Source organism: Mesorhizobium sp. WSM4816 (assembly GCF_055811535.1).
This window is the reverse complement of record NZ_JBVVQR010000049.1, coordinates 22,737-39,343: the sequence shown is the minus strand read 5'-3', so window position 1 is coordinate 39,343 and position 16,607 is coordinate 22,737. Positions and strand designations below refer to the sequence as shown.

Annotated in this window: 16 protein-coding genes; 9 read left to right on the top strand and 7 right to left on the bottom strand. The window is 62.8% G+C overall.

Annotated features, from left to right (window positions below):
- The first annotated feature begins 291 nt into the window (after positions 1-291).
- Complete coding sequence (locus AC0L3H_RS30230) at positions 292-2,979, top strand: EAL domain-containing protein (protein WP_473587911.1); 2,688 nt, start codon at positions 292-294, stop codon at positions 2,977-2,979.
- Positions 2,980-3,048: 69 nt separating this feature from the next.
- Here the strand turns inward: AC0L3H_RS30230 and AC0L3H_RS30225 are convergent, their stop codons facing one another.
- Both AC0L3H_RS30225 and AC0L3H_RS30220 read right to left on the bottom strand, forming a co-directional pair.
- Entirely contained in the window at positions 3,049-3,510 is a 462-nt protein-coding gene (locus AC0L3H_RS30225; protein WP_208602469.1) for a CAP domain-containing protein, read from the bottom strand.
- Between the two features lie 252 nt (positions 3,511-3,762).
- A complete protein-coding gene (locus tag AC0L3H_RS30220) occupies positions 3,763-4,326 on the bottom strand; it encodes a TetR/AcrR family transcriptional regulator (RefSeq protein ID WP_128176990.1) in 564 nt (187 codons plus the stop codon).
- A 63-nt stretch (positions 4,327-4,389) separates the two neighbouring features.
- Between AC0L3H_RS30220 and AC0L3H_RS30215 the strand changes: the two genes are divergently transcribed.
- On the top strand, positions 4,390-5,223 hold the full coding sequence (locus tag AC0L3H_RS30215; protein WP_473587910.1) for an SDR family NAD(P)-dependent oxidoreductase: 834 nt from the start codon (positions 4,390-4,392) through the stop codon (positions 5,221-5,223).
- A gap of 60 nt (positions 5,224-5,283) precedes the next feature.
- Positions 5,284-6,378: an alkene reductase gene (locus tag AC0L3H_RS30210; RefSeq protein ID WP_473587909.1), complete on the top strand. Its 1,095-nt coding sequence runs from the start codon at positions 5,284-5,286 to the stop codon at positions 6,376-6,378.
- 178 nt (positions 6,379-6,556) lie between these two features.
- Here the strand turns inward: AC0L3H_RS30210 and AC0L3H_RS30205 are convergent, their stop codons facing one another.
- Positions 6,557-6,757, bottom strand: a complete 201-nt coding sequence (locus tag AC0L3H_RS30205; protein WP_473587908.1) for a hypothetical protein — start codon at positions 6,755-6,757, stop codon at positions 6,557-6,559.
- Positions 6,758-6,829: 72 nt separating this feature from the next.
- Positions 6,830-7,195, bottom strand: a complete 366-nt coding sequence (locus tag AC0L3H_RS30200; protein WP_473587907.1) for a winged helix-turn-helix transcriptional regulator — start codon at positions 7,193-7,195, stop codon at positions 6,830-6,832.
- Between the two features lie 106 nt (positions 7,196-7,301).
- On the opposite strand from AC0L3H_RS30200, the gene AC0L3H_RS30195 reads away from it, so the two are divergent.
- The gene (locus AC0L3H_RS30195) at positions 7,302-8,006 is read left to right on the top strand and encodes a glutathione S-transferase family protein (protein ID WP_473587912.1); all 705 of its coding nucleotides are present in this window, start codon (positions 7,302-7,304) and stop codon (positions 8,004-8,006) included.
- Positions 8,007-8,065: 59 nt separating this feature from the next.
- Here AC0L3H_RS30195 and AC0L3H_RS30190 read toward each other — a convergent pair whose 3' ends face one another.
- Positions 8,066-8,206, bottom strand: coding sequence for a hypothetical protein (locus AC0L3H_RS30190; RefSeq protein WP_167366313.1), 141 nt, complete (start codon positions 8,204-8,206; stop codon positions 8,066-8,068).
- 71 nt (positions 8,207-8,277) lie between these two features.
- Here AC0L3H_RS30190 and AC0L3H_RS30185 point away from each other — a divergent pair, with 71 nt between their 5' ends.
- Positions 8,278-9,105 (top strand): DUF2189 domain-containing protein, encoded by an 828-nt coding sequence (locus AC0L3H_RS30185; protein WP_287249790.1) that lies wholly within the window; start codon positions 8,278-8,280, stop codon positions 9,103-9,105.
- A gap of 337 nt (positions 9,106-9,442) precedes the next feature.
- Here AC0L3H_RS30185 and AC0L3H_RS30180 read toward each other — a convergent pair whose 3' ends face one another.
- Positions 9,443-11,407, bottom strand: coding sequence for a TadE/TadG family type IV pilus assembly protein (locus AC0L3H_RS30180; RefSeq protein WP_473495031.1), 1,965 nt, complete (start codon positions 11,405-11,407; stop codon positions 9,443-9,445).
- A 387-nt stretch (positions 11,408-11,794) separates the two neighbouring features.
- Between AC0L3H_RS30180 and AC0L3H_RS30175 the strand changes: the two genes are divergently transcribed.
- Together AC0L3H_RS30175 and AC0L3H_RS30170 are read left to right on the top strand one after the other, a co-directional pair.
- The gene (locus tag AC0L3H_RS30175) at positions 11,795-12,655 is read left to right on the top strand and encodes a TIGR01459 family HAD-type hydrolase (RefSeq protein ID WP_473495030.1); all 861 of its coding nucleotides are present in this window, start codon (positions 11,795-11,797) and stop codon (positions 12,653-12,655) included.
- 43 nt (positions 12,656-12,698) lie between these two features.
- Positions 12,699-13,682, top strand: a complete 984-nt coding sequence (locus AC0L3H_RS30170) for a bifunctional riboflavin kinase/FAD synthetase (protein ID WP_473587906.1) — start codon at positions 12,699-12,701, stop codon at positions 13,680-13,682.
- A gap of 112 nt (positions 13,683-13,794) precedes the next feature.
- Here the strand turns inward: AC0L3H_RS30170 and AC0L3H_RS30165 are convergent, their stop codons facing one another.
- Positions 13,795-14,349: an HdeD family acid-resistance protein gene (locus AC0L3H_RS30165; RefSeq protein WP_091590712.1), complete on the bottom strand. Its 555-nt coding sequence runs from the start codon at positions 14,347-14,349 to the stop codon at positions 13,795-13,797.
- Between the two features lie 329 nt (positions 14,350-14,678).
- Between AC0L3H_RS30165 and AC0L3H_RS30160 the strand changes: the two genes are divergently transcribed.
- Both AC0L3H_RS30160 and AC0L3H_RS30155 read left to right on the top strand, forming a co-directional pair.
- Positions 14,679-15,584, top strand: coding sequence for an alpha/beta hydrolase (locus AC0L3H_RS30160; protein ID WP_473495028.1), 906 nt, complete (start codon positions 14,679-14,681; stop codon positions 15,582-15,584).
- A 209-nt stretch (positions 15,585-15,793) separates the two neighbouring features.
- Positions 15,794-16,606, top strand: a complete 813-nt coding sequence (locus AC0L3H_RS30155; protein ID WP_473495027.1) for a MipA/OmpV family protein — start codon at positions 15,794-15,796, stop codon at positions 16,604-16,606.
- Position 16,607 lies beyond the last annotated feature (1 nt).

Sequence of the window (16,607 nt, the reverse complement as noted above, 5' to 3'; positions counted from 1 at the left end):
GGTGGCCGCCCACGGGTCTTGCCTCCGGCAAGCCCGAGGACAGGCTCCGCGGCCGGATGAGGGGTGCTCCAGCTTGGAACCGACAGCACTCCGGCCAGCATCCCTCAACCGTCTCGGCGCTGCGCGCCGATCCACCTTCCCCACAAGGGGAGAAGGCAAGAACTGCGCCATGCCCCGGTCGGCATCGACCCGGTTCACACGCCATTAGTATATCTGGACCACTATGCGGTCGCTTAGCTTGCAGCGAGCTTTCCTTGCTTTGCGCCAGGCGCCGAACCGGAGGAACTGTGTTTGGTCACGAAACCATCGAGGCAAGCCGCCCAGGCGCCCGAACCGACCGAGCATGCCACGCTGGCGAAACTGGCGGGCTCCTCGTACGAGACGCTCGAGCGCGAACTCAGGGCTACGATCGCAACACTTGAGCAGCAGGGGCTGCGATTCGAGACGGCGATCGACAACATCTCGCAAGGCATCTGCTTTTTCGACGCCGCTGAACGGCTGATCCTGTGCAACCGCCGCTATGCGGAAATTTACCGCATCGCACCCGAACACTTGCGTCCCGGCCGGACGCTGAGCGAAATCGTCGAACGCCGCATCGCTGCCGGGACATCCGCGATGGCCAGCGACGCTTATCTCGCATTCGCCCGGGCGGTCAATTCGGGCACGACCTTGAGAAACTGGACCGCCAATCTCACCGACGGCCGGACAATTCAGATCTGCCACCAGCCGATGCCTGACGGCGGATGGGTGGCCACGCATGAGGACATAACGGAACTCACCGCCAATCGCCTGATCGTCGACGAGCGCATCTCGCTGCAAACGCTGATCGACTGGGTGCCCGACTACCTGTGGGTGAAGGACACCGAAAGCCGCTTCGTCGTCGCCAACAAGGCCATTGCTTCCGACAGCGGCAAGGCCAAAACCAGTGACATGATCGGTTTGACCGATTTCGATCTTCATGCCCCCGAGCTTGCGCAGAAGTTTCGCGCCATCGAGCAAGGCGTGCTGCGCAGCGGACAGCCGATGATCGATGAGGAAGAGTTCGTTGTCGATGCGTCAGGCGCCGGCAAATGGTTTTCGTCGACGAAGGTGCCATTGCGCAATGTTCAAAACGATGTCTTCGGTCTGGTCGGCATCGCCCACGACATCACCGCCCGCAAGCAGGCGGACACCCTTCGAGACGGGCAGGCGCAGATACTGGAAATGATCGCGACGAGCGCCCCGCTCGAAGATGTGCTCGACTGCCTCATGCGCCTCGCCGAGTCTCAGTTGACGGGAATATTCGGTTCCGTCCTGTTGCTCGACAAGGATGGCAGCCACTTGCGGCACGGCGCCGCGCCGAGCTTGGCAAAGGCCTATACGAGCGCCATCGACGGGATCGCCGTGGGCCCCAAAATGGGATCCTGCGGAACCGCTGCCTACCGGCGCGAGCCGGTCATTGTCGCGGACATCATGCACGACCCGCTTTGGCACGATCACTGCGAATTGGCGGCGGCCTATGGCTACCGTTCGTGCTGGTCGACCCCGATCCTGTCGCACCAGGGCGCTGTGCTGGGCGTCTTTGCCATGTACTCGACGACCGTGCGCGGGCCGACCGCGGCCGAGACCCGGCTCATCGATTTCACGACGCGTATTGCCGGGATCGCCATCGAGCGCAAGCTGGCCGAAGATCGGATCCACTTCATGGCCAACCATGATGTGCTGACCGGACTGCCCAATCGCGCTCTGCTCGAGGACCGGCTTTCGCAGGCGATCCTCTACGCGCAGCGATACGATCGCTGGGTGACGGTGGTGTTCATCGATCTGGACAATTTCAAACTCGTCAACGACACGCTTGGCCACAATGCCGGGGACGAGCTGTTGAAGACCGTAGCCGGCCGTATCGTCGAGCGCGTAAGGGCGACCGATACGGTCGTGCGGCTTGGTGGCGACGAATTCGTCGTCGTTCTGTTCGATCAACCGACGAATGTCGATCTCATCTCCGAGACCCTGCAAGCCATTCGGGCGGCGATTGCAGAGCCGGTTCAGCTCGGAGCACATCGGCTGAGGGCGACGGCCAGTATCGGCATCGCCAGCTACCCCAAGGATGGGACCAACCCCGACACGCTGCTGGCCAATGCCGATGCGGCCATGTATCGCGCCAAGGAATTCGGCCGCGACAATTTCCAGTTCTACGCTCCCGAATTCAACACCAGAGCGCATGAGAAATTCGTGCTTCAGGAGGACTTGCGTAACGCCCTGGCCCGTTCGGAATTCACGCTGTTTTATCAGCCGCAGGTCGACCTTCGGTCGGGCCACGTCTTTGCCGTCGAAGCGTTGCTTCGCTGGAATCATCCGACGCGGGGCATGATGGCGCCGAACGCCTTCATTCCGACGGCCGAGGAGACAAGTCTGATCGTGCCGATCGGCGATTGGGTCCTGCACGAGGCCTGTCGGCAGAACAAGGCATGGCAGGATGCCGGCCTGCCGCCGATGACCGTCTGCGTGAATGTGTCGACGCGGCAATTCAGGGAAAAGAACCTGATCGGCCGTGTCGCCGATGCCCTGAAAGTCAGCGGTCTGGAGGCCAGATATCTCGAGCTGGAGGTGACCGAAAGCCTGATCATGCAGGATATCGACCTGGCGGTCGCAACGATGAATCAGCTGCAAAACCTGGGCGTTCAGATCTCGATCGACGATTTCGGAACAGGCTACTCCAGCCTCAGTGCGCTCAAGACCTTTCCAGTGGCGCGGCTGAAAATCGACAAGTCGTTCATCAACGATATCGCTGCTGACGAAAACGACCAGGCTGTCGCCAGCGCCGTAATATCATTGGGTCAAAATTTGAATCTGAGGGTCATCGCCGAGGGCGTCGAGACGGACGATCAGGTGGCCTTCTTGCGCAAGAACAATTGCGATGAAATGCAGGGCTATCATTTCAGCGAGCCGGTTTCGGCCCCTGACATCGAGAAAATGCTCAGTGGCGAACCCATGGATTGACGGGTCGATCATGATCTCCTCAGCCAAGGCGGCATTGCCGCCAGCGCCGATTGCCCTGTGCCCGCGTTGCTATTTGCCCAGGACAAGGCTCCAGTAACGCCGCGAGCTGTCGCGGCCGTCCCGCACATAGGCCAGGCCGAAGCGGGTGAAGCGCGGGTCGAGCATGTTGCGGCGGTGGCCGGCCGAATGCATCCAGATGTCGAACAGCTTCTGCTGATCGAAACGGCCCTCGGCGATGTTTTCGGCGGCAGCACCGGCAATGCCGTTGCCCTTGACGCGCAAGGCAAATCCCTTGCCCCAGCCGGTCGAGTGGGTCATGCGGCCGCCGCGCGCCATATAGCCGGACTGCTGCAGGGCTGCCTGTTCGAGCTGACGGTCGGGGACAAGCGGTTCGAGCCCGGCTGAGGCGCGGATGCCCGCCAGCGTGCCGACAGCGGAGGCCGAGACCCCGGCACCTTCGCCGGTGGGCAGCACAGTGGCACAAGCGGCAAGCCCGGCCAGCGCGGCAAGGCCGACGGCCCTAAGCAGCATTCGCCTGTTTGGCGTCGGGCGCGTTTCGTCAGGGCGGGGTTCTAGGGATGGTTGATTGGCGGTGTCGGTGAGCGTCATGCCTGCCTGACATAGCGGCAATAGTGGCTTTTGCCGGGCAGGCGTTCAGAAATCTCGTTCGCTGCCCCCTTAGCCGTCCGCGAACCCCGCTGATGCGCGCTGCGGCGCGATAGTCTCCAAGCTTGCCGCCCAACCACCCCCGGTAGCCGCATTGCTCAAGGGCGCTCTTGGCGGCTATCTGGCAGACACTTGGCTGATCCCGGTATCGATCCAGGCACGCGTCTGTTCCAGAACTTCATCCGAAAGCGCGGGATCGTCGATAGCCCGGGCGAGGATCACTGCCCCCACCATCGCTGCCCAGCATCCGATCGCCGCGCGGCGTCTGTCTGCCGGATCCAACTCCGGCAGCGCCTTGCCAAAACGGTCGATCTGCGAGCGAAAGCCTTCGGTCATGGCCGAGCGTGCAGCCGGGGTCTGATGGCGGATGGCCGCGGCAAGACCTGCCGTCGGGCAACCACCGGCGGCGTTGTCGCGATGGCGGGGCGCAAGATAGGCCTTCACATAAGCGCGAAGGTCGCCCCCGGGGCTTGAGTCCGCGGCGAGGACATGGGCAAGGGTTTGGGCGATCAGGTCGTCCTTCGAGCTGAAATGGCCATAGAAGCCACCATGGGTGAGCCCGGCGGCTTTCATCACCTCCGCCACGCTGACCGCGTCAAAACCCTTGTCGCGAAACAGCCGGCTGGCAACATCCAGAATTCGGCGGCGGTTCTCCGCCATCTGTTCTCGACTGACCTTCATTTAAAAATTCTCCGTCGGCGCCGTTGACATTTACATGATGGTTATCATATTTAGAATGCATTCATGATGATCATCATGAATATAGAGTCCATCAGCGAAAAGAGCAATGCCATGACCATTCCGTCAGTCCTCATAACCGGCGCCTCCACCGGCATCGGAGCCGCCTATGCCGAGCGCTTCGCGCGCCGCGGGCACGACCTCGTGCTGGTTGCTCGTGACATGGCACGAATGGAGGTTCTGGCCGCCCGTCTGCGTCAAGAAAATCGCGTGGCGATCGACATCATCCAGGCTGATCTTACGCAGCCTGCCGAACTTGCAACGGTAGAGACGAGGCTGCGCGATGACGCCCGCATCGGGATCCTCGTCAACAATGCCGGAACGGCCATCGGCGGAAGCTTTATCGAGCAGAGCACCGATGACGTCGCGCGGCTGGTTGCGCTCAACACGACCGCGCTTCTGCGGCTAGCCAGCGCCATCGCCCCGCGTCTTGCGGCGGCCGGCGAAGGGGCGATCGTCAACATCGGCTCGGTGGTCGGCCTGGCGCCGGAGTTCGGCATGACGGTCTACGGCGCAACCAAAGCCTTCGTGCTGTTTTTGTCGCAGGGACTCAGCCTCGAGCTCGCGCCGAAGGGCGTCTACGTCCAGGCCGTGCTTCCCGCCACGACGCGAACGGAGATCTGGGGACATGTCGGCGCCGACGTCAACACGCTTTCCAGCGTGATGGAGGTCGACGATCTGGTGGATGCGGCGCTGGTCGGCTTCGACCGCCGCGAACTGGTGACCATCCCGCCGCTACCCGATGCCGGGCAGTGGGACGCGCTTCAGGCCGCACGCCAGGCCATGCTTCCGAACTATCGGAACGAACATCCCGCCGAGCGGTATCGCACGGTCGCCTGAGCATCAACGAACCCGTTTCGATAAACGACCCGCCGCGGCGGGGACAAACAAAGGTGACCTATGACAAGCAAAACGCTGTTTGAGCCCTATACTCTCGGCTCGCTCACCCTCTCCAATCGTATCGTCATGGCGCCGCTGACGCGCAATCGCGCCGGCCCGGGGTTCGTTCCAGGCGATCTCGCCGCACAGTATTACGGCCAGCGCGCGTCGGCCGGTCTGCTGATTTCCGAGGCCACGCAGATCTCGCAGCAGGGACAGGGCTACCAGGACACCCCCGGCATCTACTCCCAGGCTCAGATCGGCGGCTGGCGCAAGGTCACCGACGCCGTGCACGCCAAGGGCGGGCGGGTTTTTCTGCAGCTCTGGCATGTCGGTCGCGTCTCGCACGTCGACCTGCAGGAGAACGGCGCCGCGCCTGTCGCGCCCTCGGCGATCCGGGCCGCGACCAAGACCTTCGTCGGCAACGGCTTTGTCGACGTTTCGGAGCCCCGCGCACTCGAACTGGATGAATTGCCGGGCATCGTGGAGGATTTCCGCAAAGCAGCTGCGAACGCCATCGAGGCCGGCTTCGATGGCGTCGAGATTCACGGCGCCAACGGCTATCTGCTGGACCAGTTCGCCAAGGACGGCGCGAACCTCCGCACGGATGCTTATGGCGGATCGGTCGAGAACCGCGCCCGGCTGATGCTGGAGGTTGCGACTGCGGTGGTCGAGGAGATCGGCGCCGAGCGCACCGCCATCCGGATTTCGCCCGTCTCGCCCGCCAACGGCGTCTCGAGCAGCGCCCCCCAGGCACAGTTCGACTATATCGTCGAACAACTCGACGCTTTGGGCATCGTCTACATCCATGTCGTCGAGGGCGCCACGGGCGGATCGCGCGATGTCGCGCCGTTCGACTTCGGATCGCTCCGTCGGCGCTTCAACAACACCTATATCGCCAATAACGGCTATGACCTCGAGCTCGCCGCGTCGCGGCTCGCCGAGGGCAAGGCGGACCTGTTCGCCTTCGGGCGCCCGTTCATCGCCAATCCCGACCTTGTGGAACGGCTGCAGACGCGCGCGCCGCTGGCCGTGTTCGATCAGGCGACGCTCTATGGCGGCGGCTCCGCCGGCTATACCGACTATCCCGCGATCGCCGCTTCAGGCCGGCCATGAGCGATCAGGGTTGCCGCGCCCGCGCGGCCATCCCACGCCGACAGCAGCGCCGCCGCCTTCGCCTGTAGGCAGCACGGTGGCGGCAAGGCCGCCTGCCTGAGATAAGCGCAATCCTGGCGGCCAAAAAAACCGGGCGTGGATTGTTTCCACGCCCGATCAAATCGGCGTTTTGGGCAGTTCAGGCCTTCGGTATCCCAGCCAGGGGGACGACCAGCGCGTCGTCCTCCCCGTCTGCCTCCTCGAACAGATCGGCCCCGTCAGCATCCGTTTCCCGCGGCCGCGTCGAGACGAGATCCTTCAGAGAGCCACCGGCGCCGGCGATGCCGGCTTCCTTCAGGAGCGCGTCGATCAGAGACTTGTTGCCGGTGAACTTCGGCAACGGCCCGGACGGCAGATCCCACCAAAGCAGTTGTACAACTTATAGCTGCAATCGTCAGATTTTCCCCACTGCTTACTCCGCCGCCACCAGCCTTGTTTCCGGCGTCGATGAGACCCGGCCGGCCCGGCCGTCCTCGGTATCTTCCCACCAGTCGCCCAAGGCGTCGATGAGCGGCACAAGCTTGCGGCCCGCTGCCGTGAGATCATAGTCGACGCGTAGCGGATAGCCGGCATGCGCCGTTCGCCGCACGATCCCGGCTTCCTCCAGCTTGCGCAGTTCCAGCGCCAGAATGCGGTGCGACACGGTCGGGTTGTCACGCCTCAGGTCGCTGAAGCGCTTGGTCCCGTCCTTGAGATAGTAGAGCAGCAAGGTCGGCCAGCGGCCGCCGAGGACACGCATGGCCTCTTCGATCGGGCAGCTTGAGACGACATCTTTCATGGCGGATCCTGGTTACAAAATAGTGCGTAATTTACATGGGACGACCAGCGTTTATGGTCAAGCTTCGCTGCGCAGCGTGATCCCTGAACATGGAAGAGACAAAGAAATGGAACCTATCCTCCTTTACGGCGTCCCGGCGGGAAGTTCGATGGGGCTCGTCGCTGCTTTTGAACGCTTCGGACAGCCCTACCGCCTGTGCCGCGTCGACATGCTCACCGAAATGAAGAACGACGCCTATGCCCGCATCAACGGCCGTCAGGAAACGCCGGTGATGATCACCGACGACGGCAGAGTGCTCACCGAGACCATGGCGATTGCCGCTTGGCTCGAAGCCCGCGACACGCAACGTCGCATCAGCTTCGACCCGCGCTCGCCGGAAGCCGACCGGATGCATCAGCTGATGGCTTTCGTGAACACCGGTTTCACCGCCGCTTTCACCCCGCTCTGGGCTGCCTATGAAATGGAATCGGCCGAACCGGCCCTGCTGGCGACCTTGCGTGACTTTGGCCGCCAGGCTGTTGCCGAACGCCACGACCGGCTTGAGGCGATGATCGGCGACACCGACTTTCTGGTCGGCGACCGCCTGACGCTGGCAGATACCACGTTAATCGGCGTGGCACGTTGGGCGGAGTTCCACCAGGCGGTCGACGGCGCCGCCTATCCCAAGCTGGCAGCGCTGCGCCGCCGGATCGAAAGCGATCCGGACGTGCGATACGCGCAGGCCATTGAGGACGGCGAAACGCCGGCGGGTTCGGGTGCCTGCCTTGGCCACGTTCCGCTGGCCGAGGTGATTGAACGCTTTGGTGCCTAATGCATGTCGCGCAAAAGTGTGCGGCGGTTTTGCGATAACGACATGCATAAACAAACAACCTAAAGCGCGTCGCAATGAATCCATTCAGCCGCGACGCGCTTTAGCACACGCCAGCGGCGCGGCACGAACACGGCCTGTGCCGCGCCGCGCATGCTCAATCCCACCCGATTCGCGACAAGCACATCGAATTCGGCTATCATGCCATCGCTCTTGAAGTGGCAGCTACGGGCGGCCATCCTGGCGGTGGCCCCCTGAATGCGGGAGAATGGGTATGGCCAGCTTTCATGTCATGTCGGACGCGCGTGGGATGCACGTGCAGCCCAGGGTGCGCCGCATCACCACGGCGGACCTGATCGATGTGCTGCGGCTCGGCGTCGAGGATTTTTGGGCAAAGCCATCGCATTACGTCTTCCTGTGCCTGATCTATCCGGTGGTCGGATTGATCCTGGCGCAGTGGACGACATCCGGCGCCTACGCCATCCAGCTGCTTTACCCGCTGATGTCCGGCTTCGCCCTGCTTGGACCGTTCGCCGCGATCGGCCTCTACGAGATCAGCCGCCGCCGCGAGCTCGGCATGGACACGTCCTGGTGGCACGCCCTCGAGGTGCGCCACTCGCCGGCGCTGCCGGCGATCGCGGTCATCGGCATCATGCTGGTGGCACTGTTCCTGCTCTGGCTGTTCACCGCGCAATCGATCTACTCCAGCCTGTTCGGCGCTCAGCCGCCGGCCTCGATCGGTGGCTTTGTGCGCGAGGTGCTGACAACGCCCAAAGGCTGGACGCTGATCCTGCTCGGCAATGCGGCCGGCTTCGTCTTCGCCGCGATCGTGCTGGCGACGACCGTCGTCGCTTTCCCGCTGCTGCTCGACCGCGATGTCGGCGCGGTCTCGGCGATCGAGACCTCGGCACGGGCGGTGATGACAAACCCGCTGCAGATGGCGCTGTGGGGCCTGATGGTCGCCGTGCTGCTGGTCATCGGCTCGATCCCACTGTTTGCCGGGCTCGCCGTCGTCATGCCCGTGCTTGGCCATGCGACGTGGCATCTCTATCGCAGGCTGGTCGAACCAGAGCGGGCGCAGCCGGACCGGCGGCCGATGTAGGCGGAAGTGGCGTTTGGCACTGCGTGTCGGTCGCCATCCGGACATCTCCTCACGCGGGGGGAGATCGCCGCCGAGGTTTTCGCTCTACGATGTACCCCCACCCCTAACCCCTCCCCACAAGGGGGAGGGAGACTTCCGTTGGCGCCGACCTCGGCAGATTGCCTGCCTTTCGGCGCCAAAGGCGAAGTTAAAGGTGCGCGGCAGCGTTCCCTCCCCCTTGTGGGGAGGGTTAGGGTGCGGGTCCATCTTTGCAAGAATCCCTATGTGGTTGTGCTGCGCGTGAAAGAGGGTCCCTTAAGTCACCAGTTCCATCGCCTTCAGCCGACCCCCACCGCCTTCAGCCGACGATGCGCAGGTTCGACAATTCGTTGGCGATTTCCCTAAAATTGTCCGACAGCGTCGCCCCGGTCGCGTTCCAGAACAGCTTGGCCGGCTTGGTCGGATCGGTGGGATCCTTGCGGAAGCGCGAGTCCGAGGAGCAGGCCTTCAGCGCGTCGAGTGCTTTCTTGTCGCCGGCATCGGTGGTCGACAGGTCGAGCGCAACGGTCATGACGAGAACGTTCGAATTCTTCGCGTTGCCGCAAAGGGTCTGCATCTGCTCGTCCAGCGCGGCGGTGTAGTTGGCGCCGGTGTAGGTCGTCTTGCCGATGTCGGTGCTTGTGTTCATGAACAGGCGCGTCACGCTTCCAGACCCCGGATATGTCAGGCCGGTGTAACCGTAAGCGGCGTAGGTCGACCTGTTATTGGCATAGCCGCTGTCGCTGACGGCGCTGTAGGTATTGGCGCCGTCGGTCAGCACGATGACCACCTTGTCGTTGCCTCTTTCAGCGTTCGGCCGGCCCTCGGTGAAAGGTTCGTTGCTCGACACCGTCCGCCAGCCCCAGGCAAGGCCTTCCGGCACGTTGGTGTTGCCGTTCGGCGCCATGGCGTCGATGGCGTTGTCGATCTCCTCTTTCTGGGCAAGCTGGGTCACGTCTTTGAGCGGTGTGATCGGGTTGGTCGTGCAGGACGAATTCGGGCCGTCGCCCGAGGTCGCCGACTTCGAGCCGTAAGGCTTGACCAGGAAATATTTGCGCATGTCCGACTGCCGCTGCGAAGCGGTTGGGCTGTCGGTGTAATAGGGCCAGTCGGCCCACCAGTTGTTGCCGTAGCCGTAGGACAGAGAGGTCACGTCGTTAGCGCCGTCGCGGTTAAAATCGAGCCAGAGGGTGCCGGCCTCGTCGGGCGCAAACATCGGCACGAACAGCGTGGCAGGCGCGGCGGTGCTCGGCGTCGTGTCGTCGTTGTTATAGGGGTACGGCCTCGCCTCCACGCAACCCTGCCAGCTCGCATAGCGGCTGGTGGTGTAGATATATTCCGGGGTGGTCCAGTGGCCGGTCCGGCAAGTGCCGTTTTTCCTGTATTGATCGCAGATGTACTGCCTGCTGTTGGGCACTTCTTCGCGACCGGATTCGACCGTCATGTCGGCGAAGAGGCTGAAGCGGGTCAGTGGTTGATCCTCGGTGTCGCCCCAGCCGGTGCCGCGTTTGTACCAGACGCCGTTGAGCTTTTCGGCGTATTTGTCCGGATCGTCGGCGGCGGTCATCTTCGCCCAGTCGAAATCCTCGTGCTGGATCGGGGAGATGCCGTCCTGGTCCATCCAGCTATCCAGGTCATGGGTGGGACCGACATTGACCGAAGCAGCGAACGGCACGAGGGAGAACTGCACCGGTTTGCTGACCTGCTTCATCTGCTGTGCCTGCAGCGCCAGCGTATCGACAAGCTGCTTGGCGGCAGTCTTCAGCAGGTCTATTCGCCTCGCGCCGGTGCCGGAACCGAGTTCGTTCATCGAGCCGGAATTGTCGAGCACCAAAGCGACTTCCAGCGTGTTCTTGAGACGGATTTCCGAGCAATCCGTGAAAGTTGTAGCGCCGCTGGTGGTCCCGCCGCCCAGCAGCATGGCGGCGGCCGGCAGAAAATAGGGGTGATAGGTCAGGGCGCTGCAGAGCTTCAACGTGCCGCCACCCGCATTGCTGTTGGGCAGGGTGACGGTAAGCGACGTGTTGGCCGGATCGACGGGGCCGAGATTGGTTTCGAAGAAAGTCTTGGCGTAGGCCCTGGCGGCGTCGTCGGTTGCGCCGGAGACGACCTGCTGAGCCGTGGCGAGGCCGGCCGCGTCCAAAGCGTTCAACGTGGCGTGCTTCTGACGCAGCAGTTCCGAGTAATCGACGCTGAGCGCCACTCCGCCCATCAGAGGCACCATCGTGATGACCGTCATCAGCGTATAGTTGCCACGCCGGTCCCTACCGAATTTTCGGATCATTGTCTTCAGCCCCTCGCCAAAACCCCTAGTCGGCGAAAGATGCCATCAATCCTTAAATTTCAGATTGCTGAAAAACATCCAAGATCGGCTTGCTTTTTCAAGGCTCGTTAACCACGCCGCCGATGCCGGCATTGCTGCGCGCGGCTGGACCGGCCGCCGAAGCCTTCAGAATGGGGAAGTCTCGGCAAGAGCGGCTTGCGCGCTTGCCTTCGTCAGTGCCAAGGCGATCCTGAAACCTGGGCAATCCTGAAACAAGGGCAATTCTGAAAAATGTGAAAGCTGGTGACAGGGTCAAGTGCTTCGGTTAATGCGAACCTGCCGCGGTGGACCCCTGTCGCGGCGGACGTCGGCGGCGACGCTCGCAACCATCATGATTTGGGAAACGATATGGCGGACTCGCCCGATATCATCGGCTCGCTCGCGGATTTGTCGGGAGCCTATTGTGCCATCCTGTGCGACGTCTGGGGTGTGGTCCACAATGGCGAACGGCATTTTCCGGCCGCGGCTCTGGCGCTGGGCACCGCGCGCGAGGCGAAGATACCTGTCGTGCTGATCACCAATTCGCCGCGCCGCAGCGCCGATGTGGTGGCGCAGATGAATGCGATCGGCGTTCCCTCTGCGGCCTATGACCGCGTCGTCACCTCCGGCGACGTGACCCGCGACCTGATCATGGAAGGCCCGCGAAAAATCTTCCACATTGGCGCCGATCGCGATTTCACGCTCTATGACGGGCTTGATGTCGAGCTGGTCGAGGAGTTCGAGGCGTCCGGCGTGGTCTGCACCGGGCTGTTCGACGACGAGGTCGAGAAGCCGGAGGACTACGCCGATCTTCTGCGGCGGCTGCGCGCCAGGAACCTGCCCTTCATCTGCGCCAATCCCGATATTGTGGTCGAGCGCGGCGAGCGGATGATCTGGTGCGCCGGGGCGCTGGCCCGCGACTATGCCCAGCTCGGCGGGCGCACGCTGATTGCTGGAAAACCTTATGCCCCGGTCTATGACGTCGCGATGAAGGAGATCGCCGACCTGCTCGGCCGCCCGGTCGAGCGCTCGGACGTGCTGGCCATCGGCGACGGCATGATGACCGACATCAAGGGTGCTGCCGACAATGGCTTCGACGTGCTCTACGTGTCGGGCGGCATCCATGCCCGCGACTACGGCGATGCGCTACAACCGGATCCGGCCAGGCTGATCGCCTTTCTGGAAAGGCATGGCTACCGGCCGGTCGCGATCATTCCGAGACTGCAGTAGGCTCGCTCGATGACGGAAGCCTCGAAATGACGCAAGCCCCGAAATGACTGAAGCCTTCGAACGCGTTTCTGCCATCTCGCCGCTGCCGGCCCATTTGCGGGGTGGCGTGGTAGCGATCGGCAATTTCGACGGTGTGCACCGCGGCCACCAAGCCGTGCTCGAACGCGCGCTGGCCGAGGCCCGCCGGCGCGGCGCGCCGGCGCTGGTGCTGACCTTCGAGCCGCATCCGAGAAAGGTGTTCCGGCCCGAGATTCCGCTGTTCGTGCTGACACCGCCGCCAATGAAGGCAATGCTGCTGTCTCATCTGGGCTTTGCCGCACTCGTCGAGCAGCCGTTCACGCGCGCCTTCGCCGCACTGTCAGCGGAAGCGTTCGTGACCGATGTGCTCGACAGCAATCTCGGCATCATCCACGCCGTGACCGGCTTCGACTTCCACTTCGGCAAGGACAGGCAAGGCGGACCGGCCTATCTGATGGCGGCCGGCGAACGCCACGGCTTCGGCGTCACCCTGGTTGACGCCTTTCGCGACGAAGGCGCCGAGGTGGTGTCGTCGAGCCGAATCCGGGCGCTGCTGTGCGAAGGGGCAGTGGCCGAGGCCGCCGGCCAGCTCGGCTACCGCTTCACGGTCGAGAGCGAGGTGATCGGCGGCCAGCAGCTTGGCCGGACGCTCGGCTTTCCAACCGCCAATATGAGGCTTTCGCCGGAAGCCAATCTGAAGGAAGGGATTTACGCCGTCCGCTTCCGCCGCGCCGACGGCACGCTTCATGATGGTGTTGCCAGCTTCGGCCGCCGCCCGACCGTCGATGACAACGGCACGCCGCTTCTGGAAACCTTCGTCTTTGACTTCGCCGGCGATCTCTACGGCGAGCTATGCGCGGTGTCCTTCTTCGGTTTCCTGCGCGCCGAGGTGAAGTTCGACGGGCTCGACGCGCTGGTCGCGCAGATGAAACGCGACGAGGCCGAGGCGAGGGCGCTGCTTGCCGGCGTCAGCCCGCTGTCCGAGCTCGACGCGGCCGTTGCTTTCTAAAGCATGATCCCGAAAAGTGGGAACCGGTTTTCGGAAAAGATCATGCTAAAACAAAGCATGATCCCGAAAAGTGGGAACCGGTTTTCGGAACAGATCATGCCAAACCAAGGACCTATTTTTTCAGCGCCAGGCCGACCGCAATGAAGGCCCAGCCCTGGAAGATCAGGTCGACGGCGAGAAACAGCCCCAGCACCCATACGCTGTTGACTGGCCAGCCCATGGCGATGACCAGGCCGGCCAGCGCGCTGATGACGCCGGCCGCAACCAGCCAGCCCCAACCTTTTTCCGGCCTGTGCCTGTACCCGACCCAGGCCCTGAGCACGCCTGATGCGAGAAGGGCGACCGCCAGCAGGAAGGTCAGCACCGCCGACGCCAGCAGCGGGTTGTAGAAGGCGAAGAACCCGGCGACGGCATAGAGAAGACCACTGAGCAGCCAGTAGAAAAACCGGGTCCATGTCTTCACACCGAAGGCATGCATGATCTCGATGATTCCGGCCATCAGCATCAGCCAGCCGACGACGTAGATCGAGGCGACAGTGGCGATGAACAGATTGCCGAAGGCGATGCCGCCGAGGATCAGCAGCAGAACGCCGAGCCCGACGAACCATCCCCATTTCGCCCGCGTCTGACCGATTGCATCTTTCAAGGCATCGCCGTGCAGTGTCATCGCCCTTCTCCCTCAGGTTACCATTGCCGGCTTGGAAGGTAACGCTGACAGGCTTGCCGGTAAAGCGAGCAGGATGCGAGCGCCACACCCCGAGCGATCGCTTGCCAGACGTGGCTAGACCCGAAGCGGCCAAATATCAGACGTAATATTCGACCATGTGCGGCGGCAGTGCTAAAGCATGACGAGCGGGTTCTGGACGACTGTCGTCCTCTTGTCTTCGCCATGGCGCAAACGAAAGCGGTGGCCCAGCGCTGGCTGTGACGCTTTATTGGATGACGTGAGGCTGCTGCTGTCGCCCGTTTTTATGCTTGATGAGGCTAGGGAAGCAAATGAGCGACGTGGACGAAAGCCTCGATCTGAGGGAGATTAACGGAGTGCGCAGTTTGCTGACGTCAAAGCCACGACCGGTGGGCTGGGACGAACGCCGGGCACGGCTCGACGAGGTTGGTTCGGTCTGGCCGATTGCGGACGACGTCAGATGTGAGAATGCGGTTTTCGACGGCCTCGAGGGAGAGTGGTCGCTAGCGCCTGAGAGTGACAGCGATAAGGTTCTGCTCTTTTTCCATGGTGGTGGCTACTGCTCCGGCTCGCTCAAAAGTCATCGTCGAATGGTGACCGAGGCAGGTCGAGCAATGGGAATGCGCACCCTCGCGATCGACTATCGACGCGCACCGGAACATCCTTTCCCTGCGCAACATGAAGACGCACTCACCGCATGGCGCTTTCTGGGGCGGCAAGGGATCGCGCCGGATCGCATCGTGGTTGGCGGCGACAGTGCGGGCGGCAACCTCACCTTATGCCTGGTCAGTATATTGTGCGCGGCAGGGGAGCGGTTGCCGCGATGTCTTTGGCTGGTTTCGCCCTGGACGGACCTCTCGATGTCTGGCGCGACGCTATCGACTAAGGACGCAATCGACCCTATCGTCCACCGGGCGTATTTGGAGGAACTGGCCACCGCCTATGTTCCCCATGGCGTTGGTCGGCGCGATCCCCTGATCTCGCCATTGTTTGCCGATCTGAGCGGATTTCCCCCAATGCTGATACAGGTCGGTTCGGCCGAGGCGCTGTTGTCGGACGCAACTCGGCTCGCGCAAGCCGCTGGCGCGGCTGACGTCAAAGTACGTCTCGAAATTTGGCCGTATATGATTCACGCTTGGCCGGTTTGGAATGCAGGATTGAGTGCCGGTCGCCGCACTCTTCACAGCGCGGGAAGCTTTGTCCGCGGATTTTTGTAACTCTTGGGTGAGCAGCCAGGGTCACACGGCTATTGCCAAAATCCAAAAAGCAGCCGAGACATTCCAGAGTGGGAAGCCCGTTGGCAGCTGCTAGCGCATTTTCAGAAACGCCGCCGATGTTTCGGACATTAAGCCAAATTTTACTGAACTGGCGCCATGGCTTGCGAAGGCTGGTTGTATCGCCAACCTGTTCGACTTATGGAGTAATGATGCGTTTTGTCCGAGCGAATCCGGTGGTTCTGGCCGCCTTCATACTTGGGGCCACCGGTGCCGCCGAAGCCGCCGATGGGGCCTTGGGCTGGCTGTCTGGCGACTGGTATCTGACAGTCGGCGCCACCGGCCTGGTCGCCCCCGATTTCGAAGGCAGCAAGAACTATATACTCAGCGCCCAGCCGATCATCTCGCTCGGCAAGGCCGGTCCTGCGGCCCGCTTCACCTCGCGCAACGACAACATCTCGCTGGGGTTGATCGACGAAGGCGGCTTCCGCGCCGGCCTGGCCGGAAAAATCCTGTTTTCGCGCGATGGCGACGACGCCGACGAACTGAGAGGCCTCGACCCGGTGCGCTGGGGCGGCGAGGCCGGCGGCTTCTTCGAATTCTATCCTTTGGACTGGTTGCGCGCCCGCGCCGAATTGCGGCACGGCATTCGCGCCCATAACGGCTTCGTCGCCGACATCGCCGCCGACGCATTCCACGATGTGACGCCGGAGGTCAGGATTTCGGGCGGGCCGCGCGTTTCGTTCGCCTCGTCGGATTATTTCGACGCCTATTACGGCGTCGACGCCGGGGAAGCCATAGCGTCGGGCCTCAGCCGGTACCGACCGGACGGTGGCGTGAAATCGGCGGGCCTCGGCGGCGCGGTGACGTGGAAAGTGACCGAGCCGATGACGGCCAGCCTGTTCGCCGAATATTCGCGGCTGATGGGCCCGGCGGCCGATTCCAGCCTGGTCAAGGAGCGCGGCTCAAGGGATCAGTTCACGATCGGCGTGTCGACGACCTATCGCTTCGATTTCTCGATGTGAG